Here is a 22,726-nt window from a genome sequence, read left to right as displayed (position 1 = left end):
GTAGGTGTTCTTCGCCATGGCGGGGGTGAAGCAGGCCTGACCGAAAGTCGCAGCCTGCTGATCGCCGCCGATGCCCGCGATCGGCACCGCCGCCCCCAGCACGTCGGCTTGCGTCTCGCCGCATACGCCAATGCTGTCGACGACCCGCGGCAGCACGGTACGCGGTATGTCGAACAGATCGAGCAGGTCATCGTCCCAGTCGAGCCTGTGGATGTCGTACAACATCGTGCGTGCGGCATTGCCCGGATCGGTCACGTGCACCGCCCCGCCGGTCAGATGCCAGATCAACCAGCTGTCGACCGTGCCGAACGCCAGCTCCCCGCGCAACGCACGTGCGCGCGCCCCGGGCACTTCGTTCAGCAGCCACGCGAGCTTGGTGGCCGAAAAATACGCATCGAGTTCGAGACCGGTCCGCTCGCGCACCATCGCATCGGCGCCACACGCCCTGAGCCGGTCGCAGTCGGCGGCAGTGCGTCTGTCCTGCCAAACGATCGCCGGCGCAATTGCGCGACCGGTCGCCCGCTCCCAAAGGATCGTGGTTTCGCGCTGGTTGGTGATGCCCAGGGCCGCGAGTTGCATCGCTTCGATTCCGGCCTCGACCAGTGCCGCGCAGGCGCAGTCGAACTGCGTCCGCAGGATCTCCTCCGGGTCGTGTTCGACCCAGCCCGGCTGCGGATAGCGCTGGGCAAAGCTGCGCTGTGCAGCACCGCACACGCATCCCTGCTCGTCGAACACCATCGCGCGCGAACTGGTCGTACCCTGATCCAGCGCCAGAACATAGCGCATGCCGCACCCCCATCCGTCACTCATCGGTGGAAGCCTACCGCGAACCCGCGCAGTCGGGTAGCCGCGCCCACGGTGGTGCATACCGCGACCGACGCCCGACCCGGGCACCGATCCGCGCATCATTTGAATCGGGATCACGCAACGGATATAGTGGGTTTCATGCCAATAAACTTCCGGAGACCGCGATGATCGCAATCGACCATAACGACAAGCTCGTGTCATTGACCGTTTTCGGTGAGTTCACGCTGGCCGACTACAAGGAGTTCGAGGAACTGGTCAACTACAAGGTCAAGTTCGAGGGGCCGGTGAACCTGCTCTTCGATCTGCGCGAAATGGCGGGATTCACGCTGGACGTCGCATGGGAAGAGATCAAGTTCTCGCGTGAGCATACGCACGACTTCGGTCGGATCGCAGTATTGACCGACGATCAATGGATGACCTGGAGCGCCTGGGTGACCCAGCTTTTCGTCGCCGCCGAGGTGCTCGTGTTCGACGACGAGACCGAGGCGCGCACCTGGCTCGCGGCCGAACCCGAGGCGACCGAATGAGCGACGCGTTTCACATTCTCATCGGCGTTCGCGAGCTGACCCGACATCTGGATGATCCGGGCTGGTGCGTGGTCGACTGCCGTCATGAGCTGACCGATCCGGAGTTCGGACGCGCCGCCTATGCCGCGGGACACATCCCCGGCGCGATCTTCATGCATCTGGACGAGGATCTGGCCGGATCGATGACCGGCACGAACGGGCGCCATCCGCTGCCCGATCCGGAAGGTCTGGTCGAGCGGCTCGGTCGGCTCGGCATCAGCAACGATGCCCAGGTCGTCGCCTATGACGACGCGGGCGGAATGTTCGCGGCACGCCTTTGGGTGCTACTGCGCTGGCTGGGGCACCACAAGGTGGCGGTGCTCGATGGCGGATTCGGGGCCTGGCGCGACGATTCCCAGCCGCTCGAAACCCTCGTTCCGGCCCGTCGACCGGTACGCTACAAGCCGACCCTGCAGCCGCTGATGGTCGATCTGGATCATGTCATGGCCCACCTGCACCATCCCGACATGTGCATCATCGACGCGCGCAGCCCCGACCGTTTCCGCGGCGAGAACGAGACGCTGGACCCGGTCGGGGGGCACATCCCGGGCGCGATCAATCGCTTCTTCCGCGACAATCTCGAATCCGGCCATTTCAAGTCGTCGCAGCAATTGCGCTCCGAGTTCCTCTCACTGCTGCGGGAGCATGTTCCGTCGCAGGTCGTGCATCAATGCGGCTCCGGCGTCACCGCCTGCCACAACCTGCTCGCGATGGAACATGCGGGCTTCTCCGGCACACGGCTCTATGCAGGCTCGTGGAGCGAATGGTGCGCCGATCCGGCACGCCCGATCGCGACCGGTCAGGACGGTTGAGCGCGACGGCCGCGTTCCACCAGGAGACGTGCGCACGGCACCCCTGTCTGACCAGATGCCCACGTTGTTCTCGATCGAACCACGCGGTCGCGCCAGACGAAGAATGCGAGCAGGCATCGATACAGTACTGCAGGATCAGGGCGTCCCGATCCGATGCCGCTCGAGCGCCCACGCCACGTGTTCGCGCAACAGTTCGGACGCGTCCCCGCAGCGTGCCTGCAGGGCTGCGATGACGGCCGGGCTGGTCGGCGCATTGCCGAGCGCGACCGCGATGTTGCGCGACCAGCGCTCGAAACCGATGCGACGTATCGCACTGCCGGCAAGACGCTCCAGAAAATCCGCCTCGGTCCAGGCGAACAGTTCGATCAGCGAAGCCTGGTCCAGGTCGTTGCGGGGCGCAAAGTCACCCTCGTCGGTCAAATGCGCGAAACGGTTCCACGGGCACGCCAGCTGACAGTCGTCACAGCCGTAGATCCGGTTGCCGATCGAGGGTCGCAATGCGTCCGGAATGGGCCCCTTCAGCTCGATCGTCAGATAGGAGATGCACAGCCGGGCATCGACCCGATAGGGGGCGACGATCGCCCCGGTGGGACAGGCATCGATGCAGGCGGTGCAGCGGCCGCAATGATCGGACTGAGGTTCATCCACCGGCAAGGGCAGATCGGTGAAGATCTCGCCCAGGAAGAACATCGAGCCGGCCGAGCGATCGAGCAGCAGCGTGTGCTTGCCGCGCCAGCCCAGACCGGCCCGGCTCGCCAGTTCGACTTCGAGGACCGGCGCGGAGTCGACGAATACCCGATGGCCATGCGGCATCGCAACGGCGATGCGATCGGCAAGTTGCTGGAGGCGGTTGCGCATCAGTTTGTGATAATCGCGCCCCAGCGCGTAGCGCGATACATAGGCACGGGTCGGGTCGTCCAGGATTCGCGCCGCATCGGCCGCATCCGGCCAGTAACTCATGCGCGTGCTGATCACCCGCAGCGTGCCGGGAACGAGTTCGGCCGGCCTGGCCCGCTTCATGCCATGACGCGCCATATAATCCATGTCGCCATGGAAGCCCTGCGCCAGCCAGTCGGCCAGCCCCGGTTCCGCGGCGGCGAGGTCGACACCGGTCACTGCGACCGAATCGAAACCGAGTTCCCGACCCCACGCTCGCACGCGCTGCATCAGTTCGGACACGGCATCGACGTCGGGGACGCCAGCGGAGAAGTTCTGATGATCAAGCTCATTCACCCTGCCGATGATAGCGGTCGCGGGTTTTCGGCGCATCTCGAATACGAGACGGATACCGAGTCCACCGGCGCAGCACTGGCGCCGGCGCTGCAAGCCGGGCTGGTCATCCACCTCGACGGCAACCTCGGAGCGGGCAAGACCACGCTGGTCCGCGGCGTCCTGCGGGCGCTCGGATATCGTGAAAAAGTGAAAAGTCCGACGTATACCTTGATTGAACCTTACATCGTTTCTAGATTACACTTATATCACTTTGATTTTTATCGCTTCGCCGTACCCGAGGAATATCTGGAAGCGGGACTGGACGAATACTTCGACGGACGCGGAGTCTGCTTGGTGGAATGGGCGGAGAAAGCCGAACCCTATGTTTGCAAGCCTGACGTGGTCGTAAAGCTCGGTGTGAGCGGCGCAGGGCGCGCGCTCGACGTGACTGCGCTGACGGAGGCGGGAAGATCATGCACGGAAAAGATGACGAAAAACCTGGTGCGCGACACGACATGACGCTGCCCGCAGGCATCAGCCGGCGGCAGATGCTCGGGTTCGCCGGCGCGTCGCTGGCGATGCTGGTCAGCCCGGTCGGGTTCGCATCCGCGAGGAGCCTGGTCGCCGTTCGCGTCTGGCCTGCGACCGAATACACCCGGATCACGCTCGAGAGTTCGGCCGCGATCCGCTTCAGCCACATGATCGTGAAGGATCCCGAGCGGCTGGTGGTCGACCTCGAGGGGGTCGAGCTCAACAGCGTGCTGCAGTCCCTGCCGTCGCGTGTGCTCGACACGGACCCGGTGATCTCGCTGATTCGCGCGGGCCGGAATCGTCCGGGCGTGGTTCGTGTGGTCGTGGAACTCAAGAGCGAGATCAACCCCCAGGTGTTCACGCTGAAGCCGATCGCCAGCTACGGTCACCGGCTCGTGCTCGACCTCTATCCGACCGAGCCTATCGATCCACTGCTGGCGTTGATCCGCAAGTCCTCCCCGATGGAGGCAGCCCGCGGCGATACCGGTGGCGAGCAGCTCGCGGGCAACGGATCGACGCAGCCGACCCGCCGAGGCGCGCAGAACGCGCCGGAGGTCAACCGGCTGATCACGATCGTGCTCGACGCCGGTCACGGCGGCGAGGATCCGGGCGCGATCGGCAGGCGCGGAAGCTACGAGAAGAATGTCACGCTGTCCATCGCACGGCGTCTGAAGCAGAAGATCGACGCGGAGCCTAACATGCGGGCGGTGATGACCCGCAACGGCGACTACTTCGTGCCCCTGCAGCAGCGGGTCGCGATGGCGCGCCGGGTACAGGCCGACCTGTTCGTGTCCATACATGCCGACGCCTTCGTCCGGCCCGAAGCCCGCGGAAGCTCGGTCTATGTGCTGTCCGAGCGCGGTGCCACCAGTTCGGCCGCGCGCTGGCTGGCGCAGCGCGAAAACGAGGCGGACCTGATCGGCGGCGTGAATCTCGCCCGACAGGAAGGTCATCTCGCCCGCACCTTGCTCGATCTGTCGCAGACCGCGACGATCAACGACAGCCTCAAGCTCGGTGCGGCCGTGCTCAATGAACTGGGCGGCGTCAACAAGCTGCACAAGCCGAAGGTCGAACAGGCCGCCTTCGCCGTGCTGCGCGCGCCGGACATTCCGTCCGTGCTGGTTGAAACCGCATTCATCAGCAACCCGGAAGAAGAACGACGCCTGAACGACAACGCCTACCAGGAGAAGATGGCCGATGCGATCATGCGCGGCGTAAGGCGCTATTTTCAGGCCAACCCGCCGGTACACCGGACCACCGTCGCAAGCCTGGGCTGATCGCATCCGCCCTTTTTGCCGCTATAATCTCGGCTTTCGCGAAGCCCCCTGCCGGGGGCTTCGCCACTCATCGAAGTGAAGATCCAACGCTTCGGGTTCAATCTTGGTTTCGGCATTGCGCGCGGCCGCGCCCGATGCCGCAACTCGTGGTCAGGCGCTCATGCAGGTTATTCGAGGCATCCCCGAACGCGCGATCCAGCCGTCGGTGCTCACGATCGGCAATTTCGACGGCGTGCATCTCGGTCACCAGGCCTTGCTCAAGTTGCTGGTGGCCAAGTCGCGCGCGCTCGGCGTGTCCGCGACCGTGATGACCTTCGAACCTCATCCGCGCGAGTTCTTCAGTCCCGGCGACGCACCGCCTCGCCTCGCGTCGCTGCGCGAGAAACTCCTGCTGCTGGCCGCGAACGGCGTCGAGGCCGTGCATGTCTGCCGTTTCGACCGACGGATCGCATCGGTCAGCGCCGAGCGCTTCATCGATGACTTCCTGATCCGCGGACTCGACGTACGTCACCTGATCATCGGTGACGACTTTCGCTTCGGCGCCCGCCGCACCGGGGATTTCGCGCTGCTCGAGCGGATAGGCGCGCAACGTGGTTTCGGCGTCGAGGCGATGCACACGCTGGAGTTCGGCGACGAACGGATTTCGAGTTCGGCCGTCCGAAGCGCGCTCGCGAGCGGCGACCTCGACCGCGCCGCCCGGCACCTCGGTCGGCCGTACAGCATTGCCGGTCGCGTGATGGCCGGCCGGCAGATCGGTCGAACGCTCGGGTATCCAACCGCCAACATCCAGATGAAACACCGCCAGCCTGCGCTGTCGGGCGTGTTTGCGGTCAGCGTCGAAGGTCTGTCCGACCGCGTGGTCGCGGGGGTCGCCAACATCGGCGTGCGCCCGACGATCGACGACGCCGCCCGCCCGCTGCTGGAGGTCCATCTGTTCGACTGGCGGCGGGACTGCTACGGTGCGCACCTGCGGGTACACTTCCATCGCAAGCTCAGAGACGAGGCGCGTTTCGAATCGCTCGAAGCGCTTGCCCGACAAATCGAGCGGGACGCCGAGCAGGCGCGCGACTGGTTTGCACGCAACCCCAATCTAGACTGAGGCCCGAACCCACCATGGCTGACTACCGCAAGACGCTCAACCTGACCGACACGCCCTTTCCGATGCGCGGCAATCTGGCCAAGCGCGAGCCGGCGTGGATCCAGTCGTGGCAGCAGCGCGGACTGTATCAGAAGATCCGCAAGGCGGCCGCCGACCGGCCGAAGTTCATCCTTCACGACGGCCCGCCGTATGCGAACGGCGACATCCACATCGGCCACGCGGTGAACAAGATCCTGAAGGACATCATCGTGCGCTCCAAGACCCTGGCAGGCTTCGACGCGCCGTACATCCCGGGCTGGGATTGCCATGGTCTGCCGATCGAACATCAGATCGAGAAGCTTCACGGCAAGCACCTGCCCTCCGACCGGGCGCGCGAACTGTGCCGCGACTACGCCGCCGAGCAGATCGAGCGCCAGAAGAAGGACTTCATCCGTCTGGGTGTACTCGGCGACTGGGACAACCCGTATCGAACCATGCATTTCTCCAATGAGGCGGACGAGATCCGCGCGTTGGGCGAGCTGTATGCAAAGGGCTTCCTGTTCAAGGGCCTGAAGCCGGTCAATTGGTGCTTCGACTGCGGCTCGGCGCTGGCCGAGGCGGAGGTCGAGTATCAGGACAAGAAGTCGCCGGTGATCGATGTCGGCTTTCCTCTCGACGCGGCCGACCGCGGCAAACTTGCGTACGCGTTCGGGCTGGATGCACTGCCCGTCGGGCAGGCCGTGCTCGCGGTCATCTGGACCACGACGCCGTGGACGATCCCGGCCAACCAGGCGCTGAACGTTCATCCCGAGGTGGTCTACGAACTGGTCGAAACCCCCCGGGGTCTGCTGGTCCTCGCCGCCGAGCTGCGCCAGAGCGCACTGGAGCGCTTCGGTCTGGAAGGACGGGTGCTGGGCGCAGCCCAGGGCATCGCGCTCGACCGGATCAACTTTCGTCATCCATTCTACGATCGCATCTCGCCGGTACTGCTGGGCGATTACGTCGCCACCGACGCCGGCACCGGCATCGTGCACAGCGCACCGGCCTATGGTCTCGACGACTTCATCACCTGCACACGCTACGGCATGCGCAACGACGAGATCCTGACCCCGGTGCAGGGCGACGGGACCTTCGCCGACAGCCTTCCCTTCTTCGGCGGCCTCGGCGTCTGGGATGCCAATCCCAAAATCCTCGAGAAGCTCACCGAAGTGGGCTGTCTGCTCGCGTCCGGCAATCTGACCCACAGCTACATGCACTGCTGGCGCCACAAGACGCCGGTGATCTATCGCGCTACCACGCAGTGGTTCGTCGGCATGGATCGGCTCGCCGACCGCGAACGCGTCGAGCCCAGCGCACCGACGCTGCGCGAACTGGCCCTGCAGGCGATCGAGAACACCCGCTTCTACCCGGCCTGGGGCAAGGCGCGACTGCATGCGATGATCGCCAACCGTCCGGACTGGTGTGTGTCACGCCAGCGCAACTGGGGCGTCCCGATTCCGTTCTTCCTGCACAAGGAGACCGGCGAACCGCATCCGCGCACACCCGAGCTTCTGAAGGCGGTCGCGAAGCGGGTCGAGGCGGAAGGCATAGACGCGTGGTTCAAACTCGATCCGGTCGAACTGCTGGGCGACGAGGCTGCCCTTTACGACAAGATGAGCGACACGCTGGACGTCTGGTTCGATTCGGGCACCACGCACTGGACCGTGCTGCGCGGCTCGCATGAGGACGACGACCGCTGGCCGGCCGATCTCTACCTCGAGGGTTCGGACCAGCATCGCGGCTGGTTCCATTCTTCACTGCTGACCGGTTGCGCGATCGACGGCAGAGCCCCCTATCACAGCCTGCTGACCCACGGTTTCGTGGTCGACGGCCAGGGCAAGAAGATGTCCAAATCCAAGGGCAACGTGGTGGCGCCACAGGAAGTCTCGGACCGCCTGGGCTCCGAGATCCTGCGCCTGTGGGTGGCCGCGACCGACTACTCGGGCGAGCTGACGATCTCGAACGAGATCCTCGATCGCGTGGTCGAGGTCTATCGCCGCCTGCGCAACACGCTGCGCTTCCTGCTCGCCAATACGTCGGACTTCGACATCACAACGGATGCGGTGCCGGTGGAGCGGTGGCTGGACATCGATCGCTGCGCGCTCGCGCTGACGCGTCGCCTGCAGTTGCAGGTCACGGCCGATTACGAGCGCTTCGAGTTCCACAAGGTGGTTCAGGCATTGCAGAACTTCGCCGCCGAGGATCTGGGCGCGTTCTATCTGGACATCCTGAAGGACAGGCTATACACGACCCGTGCGGACTCGCCGGCACGCCGGTCCGCCCAGACGACGCTGTGGCACATCACGCAGGCGATCACCCGCATGATGGCGCCCATCCTGAGCTTCACCGCCGAGGAGATCTGGCAAGTGCTCGGCGACGGCGCCGACGACAGCGTGATGCTGCACACCTGGCATGAACTGCCGGCAGCCGATGGCGAAGAGGCGCTGCTGACCCGCTGGGACCTGATCCGTGAAGTCCGGGCCGAGGTCCAGAAGGAACTCGAGACGCTGCGTGCGGCGGGACAGATCGGTTCGTCGCTGCAGGCCGAAGTGCGCCTGCGCAGCACCGGCGACCGCTACGACGCACTGGCCAGCCTGGGTGACGACCTGCGCTTCGTGCTGATCACATCCAGAGCGGAACTTGTGCAGGTCGCCGAGGCGGCCGACGAGGGGCTGGATGCGGCCGCCTCGGGTTACGCCAAGTGCGAACGCTGCTGGCATTATCGCGACGATGTCGGCTCGGCGGCGGAGCATCCGGGCCTGTGCGGGCGCTGCCACGACAACCTGTTCGGCGAAGGCGAACCGCGCGTCCATGCCTGAGGGTTGCAGATGAGCCATCGACTTGCAGCCTGGCTGGGCCTCGCTGCATCCATCGTCGCGATCGACCAGCTCACCAAGTGGATCGTGCTGTCCTCGATGAGCTTCGGTCAGGCGATCGAGGTCACCCGCTTCTTCAAGCTGGTGCTGGTGTTCAATCCGGGCGCAGCCTTCAGCTTTCTCGCCGACCAGCCGGGCTGGCAGCGATGGTTCTTCGTCACGCTCGCGATCGTGATCTGCATCTGGCTGCTGTCGATGCTGCGCCGCCATCAACATGAACTCGCACTGCCGCTGGCGTTCAGCATGATCATCGGCGGCGCGTTCGGAAACGTCATCGACCGGGTGCTCTATGGAGCGGTGGTCGACTTTCTGTATTTCCATATCGGTCGCTATGGCTGGCCGGCCTTCAACGTCGCGGACTCGGCCATCACGCTCGGCGTGATCCTGATGCTATGGACCCAGTTTCGCCCACAACCCAAGACATCCACTCCGGAGAATCCATCTTGACCCAGACCGTCCAGACCGGCAGCCTCGTGACCCTGCACTACCGGATCGCGCTCGAAAACGGCCAGCCGCTGATCAGCACCTTCGAGGGCACGCCCGCCACGCTGAAACTCGGCGCCGGCGAGCTGCTTCCCAACTTGGAGCGACTGCTCGCCGGACTGGCCGAGGGAACGAAGCATTCCTACACGCTGACCCCCGACCAGGCCTTCGGCGATCACAAGTCCGAACTGGTCGAGCGCGTGCTTCGCCGGCACATGAGCGAGGAACACGTGGAGCCGATGAGCATCATGGAATTCACCGCTCCGGACGGTTCGCGCTATTCCGGTCTGGTGCGGGAGGTCGATGCCGAATCGGCCCTGATCGACTTCAACCATCCGCTCGCCGGCAAGACCGTGCGTTTCGACTTGGAAATCATCGGCATCATGTAGGCGTGGATCTGCGCCGACGAGAGGAATCATGAACGCGAAAGACGACAAAGAGATTCTGCTGGCCAATCCGCGTGGCTTCTGTGCAGGAGTGGAACGTGCGATCGACATCGTGGAGCGCGCGCTGGAACGCTTCGGCGCGCCGATCTATGTCCGACATGAAGTGGTGCACAACAAGTTCGTCGTGGACGACCTCCGGGCGAAGGGCGCGATCTTCGTCGACGAACTCGACGAAGTCCCATCGGACAACACCGTGATCTTCAGTGCCCACGGTGTATCCCAGGCCGTTCGCAACGAGGCCGAGATGCGGCGTCTGCGCGTGTTCGACGCCACCTGCCCGCTGGTCACGAAAGTGCACATCGAGGTGATCCGCATGCGTGAGCAGGGGCGCGACATCGTGATGATCGGACACAAGGGGCACCCCGAGGTCGAGGGCACGATGGGCCAGGTCGACGGCGGGGTCCACTTGGTCGAATCGATCGACGATGTGGCCGCGCTGCAAGTAAACGACCCCGACAAACTCGCCTTCGTCACGCAGACCACACTGTCGATCGACGATGCGTCGGCGATCATCGATGCCTTGAAGGCCCGATTCCCGCGTATCGAGGGGCCGCGCAAGGACGACATCTGCTATGCGACGCAGAACCGCCAGGACGCGGTCAAGTTCATGACGCCCCAGGTCGATGCGGTACTGGTGGTCGGTTCGGTGAACAGCTCGAATTCGAATCGACTGCGCGAGGTGGCCGAGCTTCGGGGCGTACCCGCATGGCTGGTGGACAACGCCGAGTCGATCGACCCGGCCTGGCTGGAAGGCAAGCGGCGGATCGGCGTCACCGCCGGCGCCTCCGCGCCCGAGGTGCTGGTCACGGCAGTGATCGAAAGACTGAAGCAACTCGGCGGGAAGTCGGTACAGACGCTGGATGGCGTTCAGGAGAAGGTCGTGTTCCCGCTTCCGAAGGCGCTGCAGAAACCGGTCTGATGTTCGAACCCGGCATGCATTGAACGGCGGGGACATCGCTGCCCCCGTCGCTTCCTTGATAACGCCCTGCTGTCAGCGATGCGCGTCCATGATGCTGCGGTAGAACTCATGAAAGTGCTGCATGCCATCCTCAAACGGTGACTGGTAGGGGCCTACCTCGTTGCAGCCCTCCTTCAGCAAGGCCAGGCGCCCGCGGTCCATGCGCTCGGCGATCTCGTCGTCCTCGATCGCAGTTTCCATATAGGCCGCCTGCTCCGCCTCCACGAAATCGCGCTCGAACTCCATGATGTCCTCCGGGTAGTAGAACTCGACGACATTGGTCGTGCGGTCCACGTCCTTCGGAAGCAGTGTGCTCACGACCAGCACATGCGGATACCACTCGACCATCACGTTCGGGTAATAGGTAAGCCAGATCGCCCCCTGCTCGGGCTTCGCGTCACCGTAGTAGTCGAGCACCGCCTGATGCCATTTCCGATAGGCGGCCGAACCCGGCTTGGCCAGCGACGTGATGCCGACCCGCTGCACCGAATACCATTCGCCGAACTGCCAGGTCAGCTCGTCGCAGGTGACGAAGTTGCCCAGGCCGGGGTGAAACGGCACGACATGGTAGTCCTCGAGATAGACCTCGATGAAGGTCTTCCAGTTGTAGTTGCACTCATGGATCTCGATCCGATCTAGCTTGTACCCGGCGAAATCCAACTGGTTCGCGACCTGCATACCGGCCAGATCCGACGAGGGCGAGCGCGGCCCCTTGAAGAGCAGGCCTTGCCAGCTCTCGAGCGCGTCCCGACGCAGATTCAGGCACGGGTTCTCCGCAAAATGCGGCGCGCCGAGCAGCTTGCCCTGCTGGTCATAGGTCCACCGATGAACCGGGCAGACGACGCGTTCCGCCGTACCCGAGCCTTCGAGCATGATCGCCTGCCGATGACGGCATACATTGGACATCCGATGTATGCCTTCTTCAGTGCGAAACAGCAGCTTGGAATGGTCCAGCCACTCGAGTGAACGGTAATTCCCGACTTCGGGTACCATCAGCTCATGGCCAACGTACCCCGGACCGGCATCGAATAGGAGGCGTTTCTCCAGTTCGAAGACTTTCTCGTCGAAGTACATTGAAACCGGAAGCTGCGAAGCGCCCGGGGCCAGTTGAGCCTTGGAAGCGATGTCGGACATGCCCGAACCCCCCTGTACGAAGACGTAGCGAAGACCAAGAAATCCGGCGGAAATGCGACCCCGGATTTTATTAGAAATGCCGTTTGACCACCAGTCGATCGATCGGTTATGTTCAGTGCTTTTGCCCTTCAGCAGACCATGACAAAAACGGCCAGTTCGCCAAAATCCTTCGAATCGGCCATTTCCGAGCTCGAGCGCATCGTCCAGGAGATGGAAGCCGGCACGATCACGCTGGAGGAATCCCTGGAACGCTATCAGCGCGGAGTCGGGCTGCTGAAGTATTGTCAGAATACGCTTCAGTCCGCGGAGCAGAAGCTACTGCAACTCGAGGGCGACGTTTTGACGGCCAGGGATGCGGACGGAGGCGCGGCATGAGCGAGGGCGGCTTCCAGACCTGGATGGCCGGCATCCAGCAACGCACCGAATCCGCGCTCGCCCTGGCGCTGCCCGACACCACGATCGCGCCCGACCGACTGCACGAAGCGATGCGCTATGCGGTCCTTGGCGGCGGCAAGCGCGTGCGCGCGTTACTGGTTCATGCGGCGGGCCAGTTCGTGACCGCAGCGCCCGAGGCGCTGGATGCAGCAGCCTGTGCGGTCGAGCTGGTTCATGCCTACTCGCTGGTGCATGACGACATGCCATGCATGGACGATGACGTGCTGCGCCGCGGCAAGCCGACCGTGCATGTCGAATACGACGAGGCAATCGCCCTGCTGACCGGCGACGCGCTCCAGACCCTCGCCTTCCAACTGCTCGCCGAACGGCCGATCATCGCCGACACCAGGGCCCAGCTCGAAATGATCGCGCTGCTCGCCCGGGCCTCGGGATCGCGCGGCATGGCCGGCGGCCAGGCAATCGATCTTGCATCGGTCGGACGGGAGATCACGCGCGCCGAACTCGAGTTCATGCACATCCACAAGACGGGCGCGCTGATCCGCGCATCGGTGTTGCTCGGCGCCCAACTCGGCGACTGCGGCGCGGACGCGCTGGACCGACTCGACCGTTACGGTAAGCTGATCGGCCTGCTGTTTCAGGTCGTGGATGACATACTCGATGCACAGGCCGATACCGCAACGCTGGGCAAGACCGCCGGCAAGGATGCGGAAAACAACAAACCCACCTACGTCAGCCTGCTTGGGGCGACGGACGCGCAGGCCCTCGCCCGCTCCCTGCTCGCCGATGCCCGGGCGGTTCTCGCGCCGCTCGGAGCCGGTGCGCAACGCCTCGACGAGCTCGCCTCGTTCATTGTCAATCGTCGATTCTGACTCCGATCCGGTGCAACACCATGTCTGCCTACCCGCTGCTTGAAAGCGTCGAAAACCCGTTTGACCTGCGTCGTCTCGAACGTTGCGAACTGCCGACGCTCGCGGAGGAACTGCGTGCCTTCCTGATCGAATCGGTTTCCCGAACGGGAGGCCACCTTTCGTCCAACCTCGGCACGGTCGAGCTGTCGATCGCGCTGCACTACGTGTTCGATACACCGGAGGACCGTATCGTGTGGGATGTAGGTCACCAGACCTACGGGCACAAGATCCTGACCGGCCGGCGGGAAGCCATGAGCGGGCTGCGCCATTACGGCGGAATCTCGGGTTTTCCGCGTCGCTGCGAGAGCGAGTACGACACCTTCGGCACTGCGCACTCATCGACGTCGATCTCGGCTGCATTGGGCATGGCGGTCGCGGCCCGTGACAAGGGCGACGACCGACGTGCGATCGCCGTCATTGGCGATGGCGCAATGTCGGCCGGCATGGCCTTCGAAGCGCTCAACAACGCCGGGGACACGCGCGACATCAACCTGCTGGTGATCCTCAACGACAACGAAATGTCGATCTCGCCGCCGGTGGGCGCGCTGACCCGCATCCTCGCTCGCATGATGACCGGTCGCACCTACAACGCCGCGCGTCGCGCCGGCGAAAAGGTGCTCGGGTTAGCGCCGCCGGTGCTCGATTTCGCGCGCAAGGTCGAAGAGCATGTGAAAGGGCTCATCACCCCGGGCACGCTGTTCGAGGAATTCGGCTTCCACTACTACGGGCCGATCGACGGCCACGACCTCGACACGCTGATTCCGACCCTGCAGAACCTGCGCAAGCTGAAGGGACCGCAGTTCCTGCATTTGATCACGCGCAAGGGCCAGGGCTACAAGCTCGCCGAGGCCGATCCAATCCTCTATCACGGCGTGTCGCAGTTCGACCACAATGCCGGCATCACCGCAAGCAAGGGCGGAGGCAAGCCCACCTACACGCAGGTGTTCGGCGACTGGCTGTGCGACATGGCTGCGACGGACGACAAACTGGTCGCGATTACGCCGGCGATGCGCGAGGGTTCCGGCATGGTTCGCTTCGCGCAGGCGTATCCGGACCGCTATCATGACGTCAGCATCGCCGAACAGCATGCGCTGACCTTCGCGGCCGGCCTTGCGTGCGAAGGCATGAAACCAGTGGTCGCGATCTACTCCACCTTCCTGCAGCGCGCCTACGACCAGCTGATCCACGACATCGCATTGCAGAACCTGCCGGTGATGTTCGCGATCGACCGCGCGGGCCTGGTGGGTGCCGACGGCGCCACCCACCACGGCGCCTTCGACCTGTCCTACCTCGCCTGCATCCCGAACCTGGTCGTGATGACGCCGGCCGACGAGAACGAATGCCGTCAGATGCTGTACACCGCCTTCATGCACGACGGTCCGGCGGCGGTGCGCTATCCGCGCGGCAGCGGCATGGGCATCAAACCGGTCGCGAACATGCGCGCGCTCGAAATCGGCAAGGCGGAGCTGCGACGCTCCGGCAGCTGCATCGCTTTGCTCGCGTTCGGGAGCCTGCTCCCGCCGGCGCTCGAGGTCGCCGAGGCGCTGGACGCGACGGTCGTCAACATGCGCTTCGTCAAGCCGATGGACGAGAACTGTGTGCGGGAACTCGCGAGTACGCACGAACTCATCGTGACCCTGGAGGAGAATGTGGTCATCGGCGGTGCGGGCGCGGAGGTCGGGCGGATCGTCGAACGAATGCAGCGGCGTCCGCGCCTGTTGCGCCTGGGTCTGCCCGACCGTTTCATAGATCACGGCGATCAGGGGCAACTGCTGCAGGCGGTCGGCCTGGACAGCGCGGGCATCATGGCCGCGATTGCAGCCTTCAATCGAGATAATAGTTGAGTAAATTTGTCGGACTTGATAGCATCCCGCACTATCAGAAGCACAACGAGAACATGACATGAAACCGTCCGACGCACACGCCATTCCCGACGTCCAGAGCTTTGCGGACGCACGCCAGCTCGCGATCAACAAGGTCGGGATCAAGGCCATCCGTCATCCGGTGCGCGTCAGTGACCGCAGCGGCGGCGTGCAGCATACGGTCGCGATGTTCAACATGTATGTCGGCCTGCCCCATAATTTCAAGGGCACCCACATGTCGCGCTTCGTCGAGATCCTGAACAGCCGCGAGCGAGAGATCTCGGTCGAGTCCTTCGAGCCGATGCTGCGCGAGATGGTCGAGCGCCTTGAAGCCGAGACAGGCCATGTCGAAATGACTTTCCCGTACTTCATCAACAAGGCGGCGCCGGTGTCCGGCGTGCAGAGCCTGATGGACTATGAAGTCACCTTCACCGGCGAGATCCACGACGGTGGCCACTACGAATTCGACATGAAGGTCGTCGTGCCGGTGACGAGCCTGTGCCCGTGCTCGAAGAAGATTTCCGACTACGGCGCCCACAACCAGCGTTCGCACGTCACGGTGACCGCCAAGCTCGGCGACCATCTGTGGATCGAGGAGATCGTCCAGCTGGTGGAGAGCCAGGCCTCCTGCGAAGTGTTCGGGCTGCTGAAACGCCCGGACGAGAAGTATGTCACCGAGCGGGCCTACGACAATCCGAAGTTCGTCGAGGACATGGTGCGTGACGTCGCCGGTCTGCTCAATCTCGAACCCAGGATCATCGCGTTCGCGGTCGAGTCGGAAAACTTCGAGTCCATCCACAACCACTCGGCCTACGCGATCATCGAGCGCGACAAACGCATCTCAAACTGACCTCGGGTGGTCGTGGGTCGATGTCCGGTGAGGCTCCGACTACCACTCGCGCTGCCGCTGTAAGCCGCTCTTCGCTGCGGGCCTCGAACTCGCCCTTCGGGCTCAGACAGCGAGGCCCGCGGCCGCTACGATCGGCAACAGCGGCATGCGCTCGGGTAGAGTCGCCTCACCGGACATCGACCCACGACCGCTCGACTCCGGCTCATGGATCGCGCCTTGTCTGGCACGGGTGAGGAATCGGGGCAGCAGGATCAGCTGCTTGCGAAGGCCCCGTCGAGCCGCGGTACCGCGGCCAGCAGTGCTCTGGTGTAATCCTCTTTCGGCCCCCGCAGCACTTCGTCCGTCCGGCCGCTTTCGACCAGCCTGCCCGCATTCATGACGGCCATGCGGTCGGCCAGGTATTCGACGACACCCATGTTGTGCGTGATGAACAGCATCCCCAGGCCCTCTTCATCGACCAGCTTGCGCAGCAGCTTCAGGATGCCGGCCTGAACCGACACGTCGAGCGCCGACGTGATCTCATCGCACAGCATGAAGCGCGGCTCGAGCACCAGGGCACGTGCGATCGCCAGACGCTGGCGCTGACCGCCGGAAAACTCGTGCGGATAGCGCCACAGGCTGTCGGTCGGCATCTCGACCCGCTCCAGCAGTTCGGCTGCACGGTCGCGGCGCTCTCCATCGTCCCGCCCGATGCCATGCACCCGCATCGGCTCGACCAGCGTGGTGAAAATGGGCAGGCGCGGGTTCAGGCTGGAACCCGGATCCTGGAAAACCACCTGCATGCGCCGTCTCAGACCGCGCATCGCGCGACGCGGCAGCCGCGTGATGTCCTGCCCTTCCAGCAGGATGCTGCCCGAGGTCGGCTCAAGCAGCCTCAGCAAGGCCCGACCAAGCGTGCTCTTGCCACATCCCGACTCGCCCACCAGCGCGAGCACCTCGCCGGCCCCCACGGTCAGCGACACCCCGTCGACCGCCTTGAACTGGTCGACCACGCGGCGCATGAAGCCCTGCCGCACCGGAAAATGCACCTTGAGATCGCGCAGTTCGACCAGCGTTTCCCCGCCGGTACGCGCATGCCGCGGCGGCCTGGGCAAGCGCTCCGGCAGCGCCGCGATCAGGCTGCGGGTGTACTCATGGCGGGGCCGGCGCAATACTTCATCGACCGGCCCGCATTCGACCAGTTGACCGCGGCGCATCACGCCGACCGTATCCGCGATCTGCGCGACCACGCCGAAGTCGTGCGTGATGAACAGCATGCCCATTCCGCGACTGGCCTGCAGATCCCGCATCAGCTTCAGGATCTCGGCCTGCACCGTGACGTCGAGTGCGGTGGTCGGTTCGTCGGCGATCAGCAGGGCCGGTTCGCAGATCAGCGCCATCGCGATCATGACCCGCTGGCGCTGCCCGCCTGACAGCCGGTGCGGATACTCGCGCACCCGCTTGGCCGGGTCTGGCATCCGGACCTCCTCGAGCGCCGCAACGATGCGCTGTTCGCGCTCCTTCTCCTGCATGTCCGGGTGATGCAGCAGCAGCGCTTCGTCGAGCTGCTCGCCTATCGTCAGCACCGGGTTCAGCGACGTCATCGGCTCCTGGAAGATCATGCCGATCCGCCCGCCTCGCACGCGTCCCAGCGTCGCTTCGTCCGCATCGAGCAGCTCGACGACCGGCGATCCGCCGCCTGCCATGCCGACCGCGCCCCGTTCGTCGTAAAGTCGCACCGCCCCGCCCGGGTGTCGATGACGATTCTCCGGCAGCAGGCCCATCACCGACAACGCGGTCACCGACTTGCCGCTTCCGGACTCGCCCACCAGGCAGAAGGTCTCGCCACGCCGTACCGCGAGGCTCACCCCATCGACCGCGCGCAGCCAGCTGCCGTCGGCGTCGAGTTCAGTGACCAGGTTGTCGATCTCGAGCAGCTTCACCGCGCGCCTCCGGCCCGTCGGGTATGCGGGTCGACCGCGTCGCGCAGCGCCTCGCCGATCAGGTTGTACGCAAACACGGTCAGGAAGATTGCGCCGCCCGGGAACACCGCCAGCCACCAGTTGAAGGTCGAAGACTGCACCGCCTGGTTCAGCATCTGGCCCCAGGACGGATCGTCGACCAGCCCAAGGCCGAGAAAGCTCAGCGTGGCCTCGGCCAGGATCGCGGACGCGACGCCGAAGCTCGCCGCCACCAGCAGCGGGGCCAGACCATTGGGCAGCATGTGGCGGAACAGGATGGACCACAGCGGCAGGCCACAGGCCACCGCCGCCTGCACGAAATCCTGCTCACGCAGCTTCAGGAACTCCGCCCGGACATAGCGCGCATAGCCCGACCATGACGTGATGCCGATGATGATCATCATCATGTAGATGGAACGGCCGAAGAACGCGACGAAGGTCAGCAACAGGAACAACGTTGGAATAGCCTCGAAGATCTCGACCAGGCGCATGCCGATGATGTCGACCACGCCCGAGAAGTAGCCCATCATGCCGCCGATCAGCGTGCCGATCACCAGCGCGATGCCGGTCGCGATGAAGCCGATGCCCAGCGCGATGCGCGACGCGTGGATCATGCGCGCGGCCACGTCCGCGCCGTTCTCCTCGGTGCCCAGCCAGTGGCGGCGCTGCTCGGCCGCCAGCGGCGCCTCGATGCCGGTGTCGCCGTGATCGCGCAGATAGTCCTTGGCCGAATACGGAATCGGCGCACGCACCACCCGCTCGATGCGGCCGGACGCTTCGAGTTCGCGATACTGCTCGTAGATCGTCAGCACCGGTGGTTTCACCAGTGCGTAGGCGAGCAGCGTGGTCACGCCGACCACGATCAACCACGCCGCCAGCCGCAGGCCGAAGCGCCCGGGCAGGTTCAGCAGCACCAGTCCGCCCAGGAAACCCGCCAGCCAGATCCAGTCCTCGGGCGCCAGGTGCGCGAGCAGCGGACTGCTGGGCTGGCCATCGACCACCATGTAGAGCGGATGACTGCTCGCGAGAAAGGGGGCGAAGGTCGCCACCAGCACCAGCACCGAGATCCACACCAGACCGATACGCGCGCCGGTGCGCCGAAGCAGCGCACCGAGCACCTGCCGCGACCACGGCCGCGAGCGCTGGTCGACCTTGGCGGATGCGGCGCTGTCAGTCATAGCTCACCCTCGGATCGGCGATCGCGTAGGCGATGTCGGCCAGCAGATAGCCGGCGAGCGTCAGCAGCCCCGAGATCAGCGTGACCGACAGCACCAGCTCGCGATCGCGCGTCTGCACCGCCTCGACCGCGAGCTTGCCCATGCCGTCGATGCTGAAGATGCTCTCGACGATCACCGATCCGGCCAGCAGGCTGGGCAGCAGTGTCGCCGACACCGTGATCAGCGGCAGCAGCGAGTTGCGGAACACGTGCCGCCACAACACGGTTTCCTCGTCCACACCCTTGGCACGTGCGGTACGGGCATAGTCGGCTGCGAGGTTCTCGAGCAGCGACGAGCGGGTCAGCTTGGCCAGAAAGGCGAGCCCGCCGTACGACAGCGCGATGACCGGCAGCACCAGGTGCCAGGCCCGGTCGAACAGATAGCCGCCTTGCACGATCTCGACACCGGACATCCGCGCGAGACCAATGCCCAACCCCAATCCCACCCCGCCCGCGAATCCGATGCGCAGGAAGGCGCTCTGCAGGCCGGCCAGCCCGGCGCACAGCAGCGCGCCGGTCGCGCCGAGTACGCCATGCAGCACGCCCGGCGTCGCCCCCTGGAGTTCGGCCGCCATCAGATAGCCGAGCATGGTACCCACCGCGGCACCACCGAGCCGCAACGCGCGTTGCGGGGCCCGCGCCGTGGCCCATACGAGCAGGGTCGTCATGATGCCGACCGCGACGAACATCAAGGTCAGGTCCGCGCCGCTGCCCAGCCAGGGCAGAAAGGTCTGATCGACCGCCTCGCGCCGCACCAGACCTGCGGTCGGAAACCAGCGCCAGTACTGCTCGGACGCAAAGAAACCAATGAACAGCACCCCGGCCAGCATCGTCGGGACCGACCACAGGCCAAGCAGGAACACGTTCGACGCGACGTCGAAACGCCCGCCCCGAGCGCGCGCCGCCTGCACCCCGATCGCGATCGAAACTGCATAGATCAGCGGAATCGACAACAGGTTGAGCAACAGCGTGATCGGCAGCCGCTCGGCGAGCAAATCGGTGACCGGTCGTCCGTAGCGGAAGCTCACACCCAGGTCCGGCCCCTTCCACAGCGAGAAAGCCCCCAGGCTGCCATCCGGTTCACGCACCAGACCGATCGGCGAGATATTGTTCAGCCAGCGCAGATACTGCACCGGCGGCGGCTGGTCCAGGCCATACAGGCGGTTGTAGTAGTCCTCGAGTGCCTGGCGGGTCTCCGGCTCGAGATCGGTGCCATCGACCAGCGATTGTGCGCTGATGCCGCCCGGGGCTGCCGCCATCACGACGAACACCACCAGCGTGATGCCGAGCAGCGTCGGCACCATCAGGGCAGCCCGGCGGAGCAGATAGATGAGCATTAAATGGCGCGCTCCGCGGACTCAGCGCCGACGCTGCTGCGCGATCGGCACGAAGACCTCGACCGGCACCGCCATCAGGTTGAGGCCGAGCGCGGTGTTCTCCAGGTTCTCGATGCGCCGGTCCACGAAGGCCAGCGTGTTGCGCCGGAACAGGAAGGTGTAGGGCTGATCCTCGACCAGCACCCGCTCGGCCTCGTGCCACAGCCGCATCCGCTTGTCCTCGTCCACCTCGGCCCGCGCGGTGTCGATCAGGCGATCGAGCTCCGGGTTGCGGAAACTGATGAAATTGTCGCCACCTTCGACCGCCTGGGTCGAATGGAACATCTGGAAGATGTCGATCTCGATACCCGAGGTCCAGCCCAGCGTAATCGCATCGAAGTCCTTCTGCCGCAGATTATCGAGCATCACCGACCATTCGGTCGGCCGTGGCCGCATCACGATACCGGCCCGCGCATACAGATCGCGCAGGAACAGCACCATGCGCCGCGTGTCCTCGTTGTCCTGGAAAAAGGTCAACTCGAACTCGACATTGCCTCCATCCGGCCCCTGCAGGATGCCGTCGCCGTTACGGTCCTCGAACCCTGCCTCGACGAGCAGCGCGCGCGCGCGCTCCAGGTCGAAAGGGATCGGCGTGTTGGCCGGGTCGTGCTGCGGCGAACGGGGGCTGAACGGACTCACCGCAGGCTCAGCATAGCCGAGCAGCACCTCGTCGATGACCCGACCGACATCGGTCAGGTAGGACATCGCGCGGCGCACCCGCGCATCGGCAAAAATGGTCGGCTGACCGCCCCGCTCCTGATTCCATGCGATGTAACTGTAGCCGGCGGTCGGGCTCATGTACTCGAAATGCCGCGCCCGTTCGGTCAGCCCGGCATCGTCCAGAAGCTGCTGGAATTCGCGCGGGCGCGCGCCGTAGAGGTCGATGTCCTGATTGCGAAAAGTGGTCAGCCGCGCGCTGTCGTTCTCGATCACCCGCCACAAGATGCGGTCGAAGGACGGATCGACCGGACCCCAGTAGCGCGGATTGCGCTCGAGTTCCACACGGCCCAGGTCCGGTGTCCAGTTCTCGGGATCGCTCAGCCGATAGGGACCGGAGCCCAGCAGCAGGCCGCGGCTTTCGTTGAAGGTGCGCGGATCGTCCAGAAAGCGGCGGTAGAAATGCGCCGGCAGGATTTGAAGAGTGCCGGCAAGTTGCAGACTGTTGAAATACGGTTCACCGAACACGAACTCGACCGTGTGGTCATCCAGCGCCGTCACCCTCTCGATCCGACTCAGATAGGCACGACTGCGCGGCGCGGCGATCACCTCGCTCATTATGAACTCGAACGTGAACGCCACATCGTGTGCGGTCAAGGGTTCGCCGTCCGAGAAATTCACGTCCCGGCGCAGCCTGAAGGTGATCGTCAGGCCGTCGTCGGTCACCGACCAGTCCTCGGCAAGCAGTCCGCGCCACTCCAGACTGTCCGGGTCCCGCACCAGCAGGGACTCGATGATGTAACCCTGCACCTCGCTCGCATAGGCATCGGCCGACACCAGCGGCGTGAGGGTTCGCAGCCCGGTGCCGAAAGCCAGCATCAGCCAGTCGCCGCTCGCATAGTCTTCCCGCGCCGCCGCACGGCGGGCCCGGTCGAACGCGTCCGGCCCCCCCGTGGCCATCCGTGCATCGTGCGTGGACGCATCGAAACCGGCGAATTCGCCGGCGCGCAGGCTCTGCTCCAGGTTGCGCAGCAGGCCACGTGTGCGCCGGATGTCCTCGGACTGCTCCTGCATGATTCGGGTCATCTCGCTCATGCGCTGCCATTGACGGTCCACCTGGATCATCAGCAGCACGAGCAATGCGGCCACGAGGCCGAAACCCGCCCAGAGCCCGAGGCGAACGCCCCCTGATGTCGCTGTTCTCATTCTTTTCCTGTTCGCCGCTTCCCGACCGACCGCGATGTCACTTTACCCGGATTATCTCCGCAAACCGACATTTGTCGTACCATGAGGTTCCCGATT

At 64.7% G+C, this 22,726-nt stretch carries 20 protein-coding genes; 13 read left to right on the top strand and 7 right to left on the bottom strand.

What is annotated here, in order from left to right; translation table 11 throughout:
* Positions 1 to 786, bottom strand: a 786-nt coding sequence (locus tag ACKVEX_RS13130) for an FGGY family carbohydrate kinase (protein ID WP_473216193.1), incomplete at its 3' end; no start/stop codon positions are given.
* Between the two features lie 185 nt (positions 787 to 971).
* Here ACKVEX_RS13130 and ACKVEX_RS13125 point away from each other — a divergent pair.
* Positions 972 to 1,334, top strand: coding sequence for a SpoIIAA family protein (locus tag ACKVEX_RS13125; RefSeq protein WP_473216189.1), 363 nt, complete (start codon positions 972 to 974; stop codon positions 1,332 to 1,334).
* Complete coding sequence (locus tag ACKVEX_RS13120; protein WP_473216188.1) at positions 1,331 to 2,185, top strand: sulfurtransferase; 855 nt, start codon at positions 1,331 to 1,333, stop codon at positions 2,183 to 2,185. The genes ACKVEX_RS13125 and ACKVEX_RS13120 overlap by 4 nt, the downstream gene beginning before the upstream one ends.
* Positions 2,186 to 2,320: 135 nt before the next feature.
* Here ACKVEX_RS13120 and queG read toward each other — a convergent pair whose 3' ends face one another.
* Positions 2,321 to 3,352: a tRNA epoxyqueuosine(34) reductase QueG gene (gene queG, locus ACKVEX_RS13115; protein WP_473216192.1), complete on the bottom strand. Its 1,032-nt coding sequence runs from the start codon at positions 3,350 to 3,352 to the stop codon at positions 2,321 to 2,323.
* A 48-nt stretch (positions 3,353 to 3,400) separates the two neighbouring features.
* Between queG and tsaE the strand changes: the two genes are divergently transcribed.
* The 7 genes from tsaE (at position 3,401) to ispH (ending at position 11,046) form a co-directional block, all read left to right on the top strand.
* Positions 3,401 to 3,916 (top strand): tRNA (adenosine(37)-N6)-threonylcarbamoyltransferase complex ATPase subunit type 1 TsaE, encoded by a 516-nt coding sequence (tsaE, locus tag ACKVEX_RS13110; RefSeq protein ID WP_473216187.1) that lies wholly within the window; start codon positions 3,401 to 3,403, stop codon positions 3,914 to 3,916.
* Positions 3,913 to 5,205, top strand: a complete 1,293-nt coding sequence (locus ACKVEX_RS13105) for an N-acetylmuramoyl-L-alanine amidase (RefSeq protein WP_473216186.1) — start codon at positions 3,913 to 3,915, stop codon at positions 5,203 to 5,205. The genes tsaE and ACKVEX_RS13105 overlap by 4 nt, the downstream gene beginning before the upstream one ends.
* A gap of 160 nt (positions 5,206 to 5,365) precedes the next feature.
* Positions 5,366 to 6,304, top strand: a complete 939-nt coding sequence (locus tag ACKVEX_RS13100; protein WP_473216185.1) for a bifunctional riboflavin kinase/FAD synthetase — start codon at positions 5,366 to 5,368, stop codon at positions 6,302 to 6,304.
* 14 nt (positions 6,305 to 6,318) lie between these two features.
* On the top strand, positions 6,319 to 9,141 hold the full coding sequence (ileS, locus tag ACKVEX_RS13095) for an isoleucine--tRNA ligase (RefSeq protein ID WP_473216184.1): 2,823 nt from the start codon (positions 6,319 to 6,321) through the stop codon (positions 9,139 to 9,141).
* A 9-nt stretch (positions 9,142 to 9,150) separates the two neighbouring features.
* Positions 9,151 to 9,645: a signal peptidase II gene (gene lspA / locus ACKVEX_RS13090; protein WP_473216183.1), complete on the top strand. Its 495-nt coding sequence runs from the start codon at positions 9,151 to 9,153 to the stop codon at positions 9,643 to 9,645.
* Entirely contained in the window at positions 9,642 to 10,070 is a 429-nt protein-coding gene (locus ACKVEX_RS13085; RefSeq protein ID WP_473216182.1) for an FKBP-type peptidyl-prolyl cis-trans isomerase, read from the top strand. Before lspA ends, ACKVEX_RS13085 begins: the two co-directional genes overlap by 4 nt.
* Positions 10,071 to 10,098: 28 nt before the next feature.
* On the top strand, positions 10,099 to 11,046 hold the full coding sequence (gene ispH / locus ACKVEX_RS13080; RefSeq protein ID WP_473216181.1) for a 4-hydroxy-3-methylbut-2-enyl diphosphate reductase: 948 nt from the start codon (positions 10,099 to 10,101) through the stop codon (positions 11,044 to 11,046).
* A gap of 72 nt (positions 11,047 to 11,118) precedes the next feature.
* Here the strand turns inward: ispH and ACKVEX_RS13075 are convergent, their stop codons facing one another.
* Positions 11,119 to 12,219, bottom strand: coding sequence for an aromatic ring-hydroxylating oxygenase subunit alpha (locus ACKVEX_RS13075; RefSeq protein ID WP_473216180.1), 1,101 nt, complete (start codon positions 12,217 to 12,219; stop codon positions 11,119 to 11,121).
* Positions 12,220 to 12,357: 138 nt separating this feature from the next.
* On the opposite strand from ACKVEX_RS13075, the gene xseB reads away from it, so the two are divergent.
* The 4 genes from xseB to folE2 are packed head-to-tail and all read left to right on the top strand — an operon-like array spanning position 12,358 to position 16,235.
* Positions 12,358 to 12,594 carry an exodeoxyribonuclease VII small subunit gene (xseB, locus tag ACKVEX_RS13070; protein WP_473216179.1) on the top strand — a complete coding sequence of 79 codons (237 nt, stop codon included), beginning with the start codon at positions 12,358 to 12,360 and terminating at the stop codon, positions 12,592 to 12,594.
* The gene (locus ACKVEX_RS13065; protein WP_473216178.1) at positions 12,591 to 13,484 is read left to right on the top strand and encodes a polyprenyl synthetase family protein; all 894 of its coding nucleotides are present in this window, start codon (positions 12,591 to 12,593) and stop codon (positions 13,482 to 13,484) included. The genes xseB and ACKVEX_RS13065 overlap by 4 nt, the downstream gene beginning before the upstream one ends.
* A 20-nt stretch (positions 13,485 to 13,504) precedes the next feature.
* Positions 13,505 to 15,367, top strand: a complete 1,863-nt coding sequence (gene dxs, locus ACKVEX_RS13060) for a 1-deoxy-D-xylulose-5-phosphate synthase (protein WP_473216177.1) — start codon at positions 13,505 to 13,507, stop codon at positions 15,365 to 15,367.
* Positions 15,368 to 15,425: 58 nt separating this feature from the next.
* Positions 15,426 to 16,235, top strand: a complete 810-nt coding sequence (folE2, locus tag ACKVEX_RS13055; RefSeq protein ID WP_473216176.1) for a GTP cyclohydrolase FolE2 — start codon at positions 15,426 to 15,428, stop codon at positions 16,233 to 16,235.
* 251 nt (positions 16,236 to 16,486) lie between these two features.
* On the opposite strand, the gene ACKVEX_RS13050 is transcribed toward folE2, so the two are convergent.
* From ACKVEX_RS13050 to ACKVEX_RS13035, 4 genes are read right to left on the bottom strand one after another with little or no spacing between them, the layout of a single operon-like run.
* Positions 16,487 to 18,157 carry an ABC transporter ATP-binding protein gene (locus ACKVEX_RS13050; RefSeq protein ID WP_473216175.1) on the bottom strand — a complete coding sequence of 557 codons (1,671 nt, stop codon included), beginning with the start codon at positions 18,155 to 18,157 and terminating at the stop codon, positions 16,487 to 16,489.
* Complete coding sequence (locus tag ACKVEX_RS13045; protein WP_473216174.1) at positions 18,154 to 19,353, bottom strand: ABC transporter permease; 1,200 nt, start codon at positions 19,351 to 19,353, stop codon at positions 18,154 to 18,156. Before ACKVEX_RS13045 ends, ACKVEX_RS13050 begins: the two co-directional genes overlap by 4 nt.
* Complete coding sequence (locus ACKVEX_RS13040) at positions 19,346 to 20,728, bottom strand: ABC transporter permease (RefSeq protein WP_473216173.1); 1,383 nt, start codon at positions 20,726 to 20,728, stop codon at positions 19,346 to 19,348. The genes ACKVEX_RS13045 and ACKVEX_RS13040 overlap by 8 nt, the downstream gene beginning before the upstream one ends.
* A 21-nt stretch (positions 20,729 to 20,749) precedes the next feature.
* Complete coding sequence (locus tag ACKVEX_RS13035; RefSeq protein ID WP_473216172.1) at positions 20,750 to 22,630, bottom strand: peptide-binding protein; 1,881 nt, start codon at positions 22,628 to 22,630, stop codon at positions 20,750 to 20,752.
* Between the last annotated feature and the right edge of the window lie 96 nt (positions 22,631 to 22,726).

It is taken from the genome of Denitraticella aggregata (assembly GCF_048158365.1).
Taxonomy (GTDB): Bacteria; Pseudomonadota; Gammaproteobacteria; order Burkholderiales; family Rhodocyclaceae; genus Azoarcus_F.
Note: the sequence above shows the minus strand (reverse complement) of the source record. Positions and strands in the feature narration are given on the sequence as shown.

Coding starts and splice junctions, on each gene's coding strand:
- ACKVEX_RS13125 (WP_473216189.1), top strand. CDS start 972: ATGATCGCAATCGACCATAACGACAAGCTCGTGTCATTGACCGTTTTC.
- ACKVEX_RS13120 (WP_473216188.1), top strand. CDS start 1,331: ATGAGCGACGCGTTTCACATTCTCATCGGCGTTCGCGAGCTGACCCGA.
- queG (WP_473216192.1), bottom strand. CDS start 3,352: ATGCAGCGCGTGCGAGCGTGGGGTCGGGAACTCGGTTTCGATTCGGTC.
- tsaE (WP_473216187.1), top strand. CDS start 3,401: ATGATCAAGCTCATTCACCCTGCCGATGATAGCGGTCGCGGGTTTTCG.
- ACKVEX_RS13105 (WP_473216186.1), top strand. CDS start 3,913: ATGACGCTGCCCGCAGGCATCAGCCGGCGGCAGATGCTCGGGTTCGCC.
- ACKVEX_RS13100 (WP_473216185.1), top strand. CDS start 5,366: ATGCAGGTTATTCGAGGCATCCCCGAACGCGCGATCCAGCCGTCGGTG.
- ileS (WP_473216184.1), top strand. CDS start 6,319: ATGGCTGACTACCGCAAGACGCTCAACCTGACCGACACGCCCTTTCCG.
- lspA (WP_473216183.1), top strand. CDS start 9,151: ATGAGCCATCGACTTGCAGCCTGGCTGGGCCTCGCTGCATCCATCGTC.
- ispH (WP_473216181.1), top strand. CDS start 10,099: ATGAACGCGAAAGACGACAAAGAGATTCTGCTGGCCAATCCGCGTGGC.
- ACKVEX_RS13075 (WP_473216180.1), bottom strand. CDS start 12,219: ATGTCCGACATCGCTTCCAAGGCTCAACTGGCCCCGGGCGCTTCGCAG.
- xseB (WP_473216179.1), top strand. CDS start 12,358: ATGACAAAAACGGCCAGTTCGCCAAAATCCTTCGAATCGGCCATTTCC.
- ACKVEX_RS13065 (WP_473216178.1), top strand. CDS start 12,591: ATGAGCGAGGGCGGCTTCCAGACCTGGATGGCCGGCATCCAGCAACGC.
- dxs (WP_473216177.1), top strand. CDS start 13,505: ATGTCTGCCTACCCGCTGCTTGAAAGCGTCGAAAACCCGTTTGACCTG.
- folE2 (WP_473216176.1), top strand. CDS start 15,426: ATGAAACCGTCCGACGCACACGCCATTCCCGACGTCCAGAGCTTTGCG.
- ACKVEX_RS13045 (WP_473216174.1), bottom strand. CDS start 19,353: ATGACTGACAGCGCCGCATCCGCCAAGGTCGACCAGCGCTCGCGGCCG.
- ACKVEX_RS13040 (WP_473216173.1), bottom strand. CDS start 20,728: ATGCTCATCTATCTGCTCCGCCGGGCTGCCCTGATGGTGCCGACGCTG.
- ACKVEX_RS13035 (WP_473216172.1), bottom strand. CDS start 22,630: ATGAGAACAGCGACATCAGGGGGCGTTCGCCTCGGGCTCTGGGCGGGT.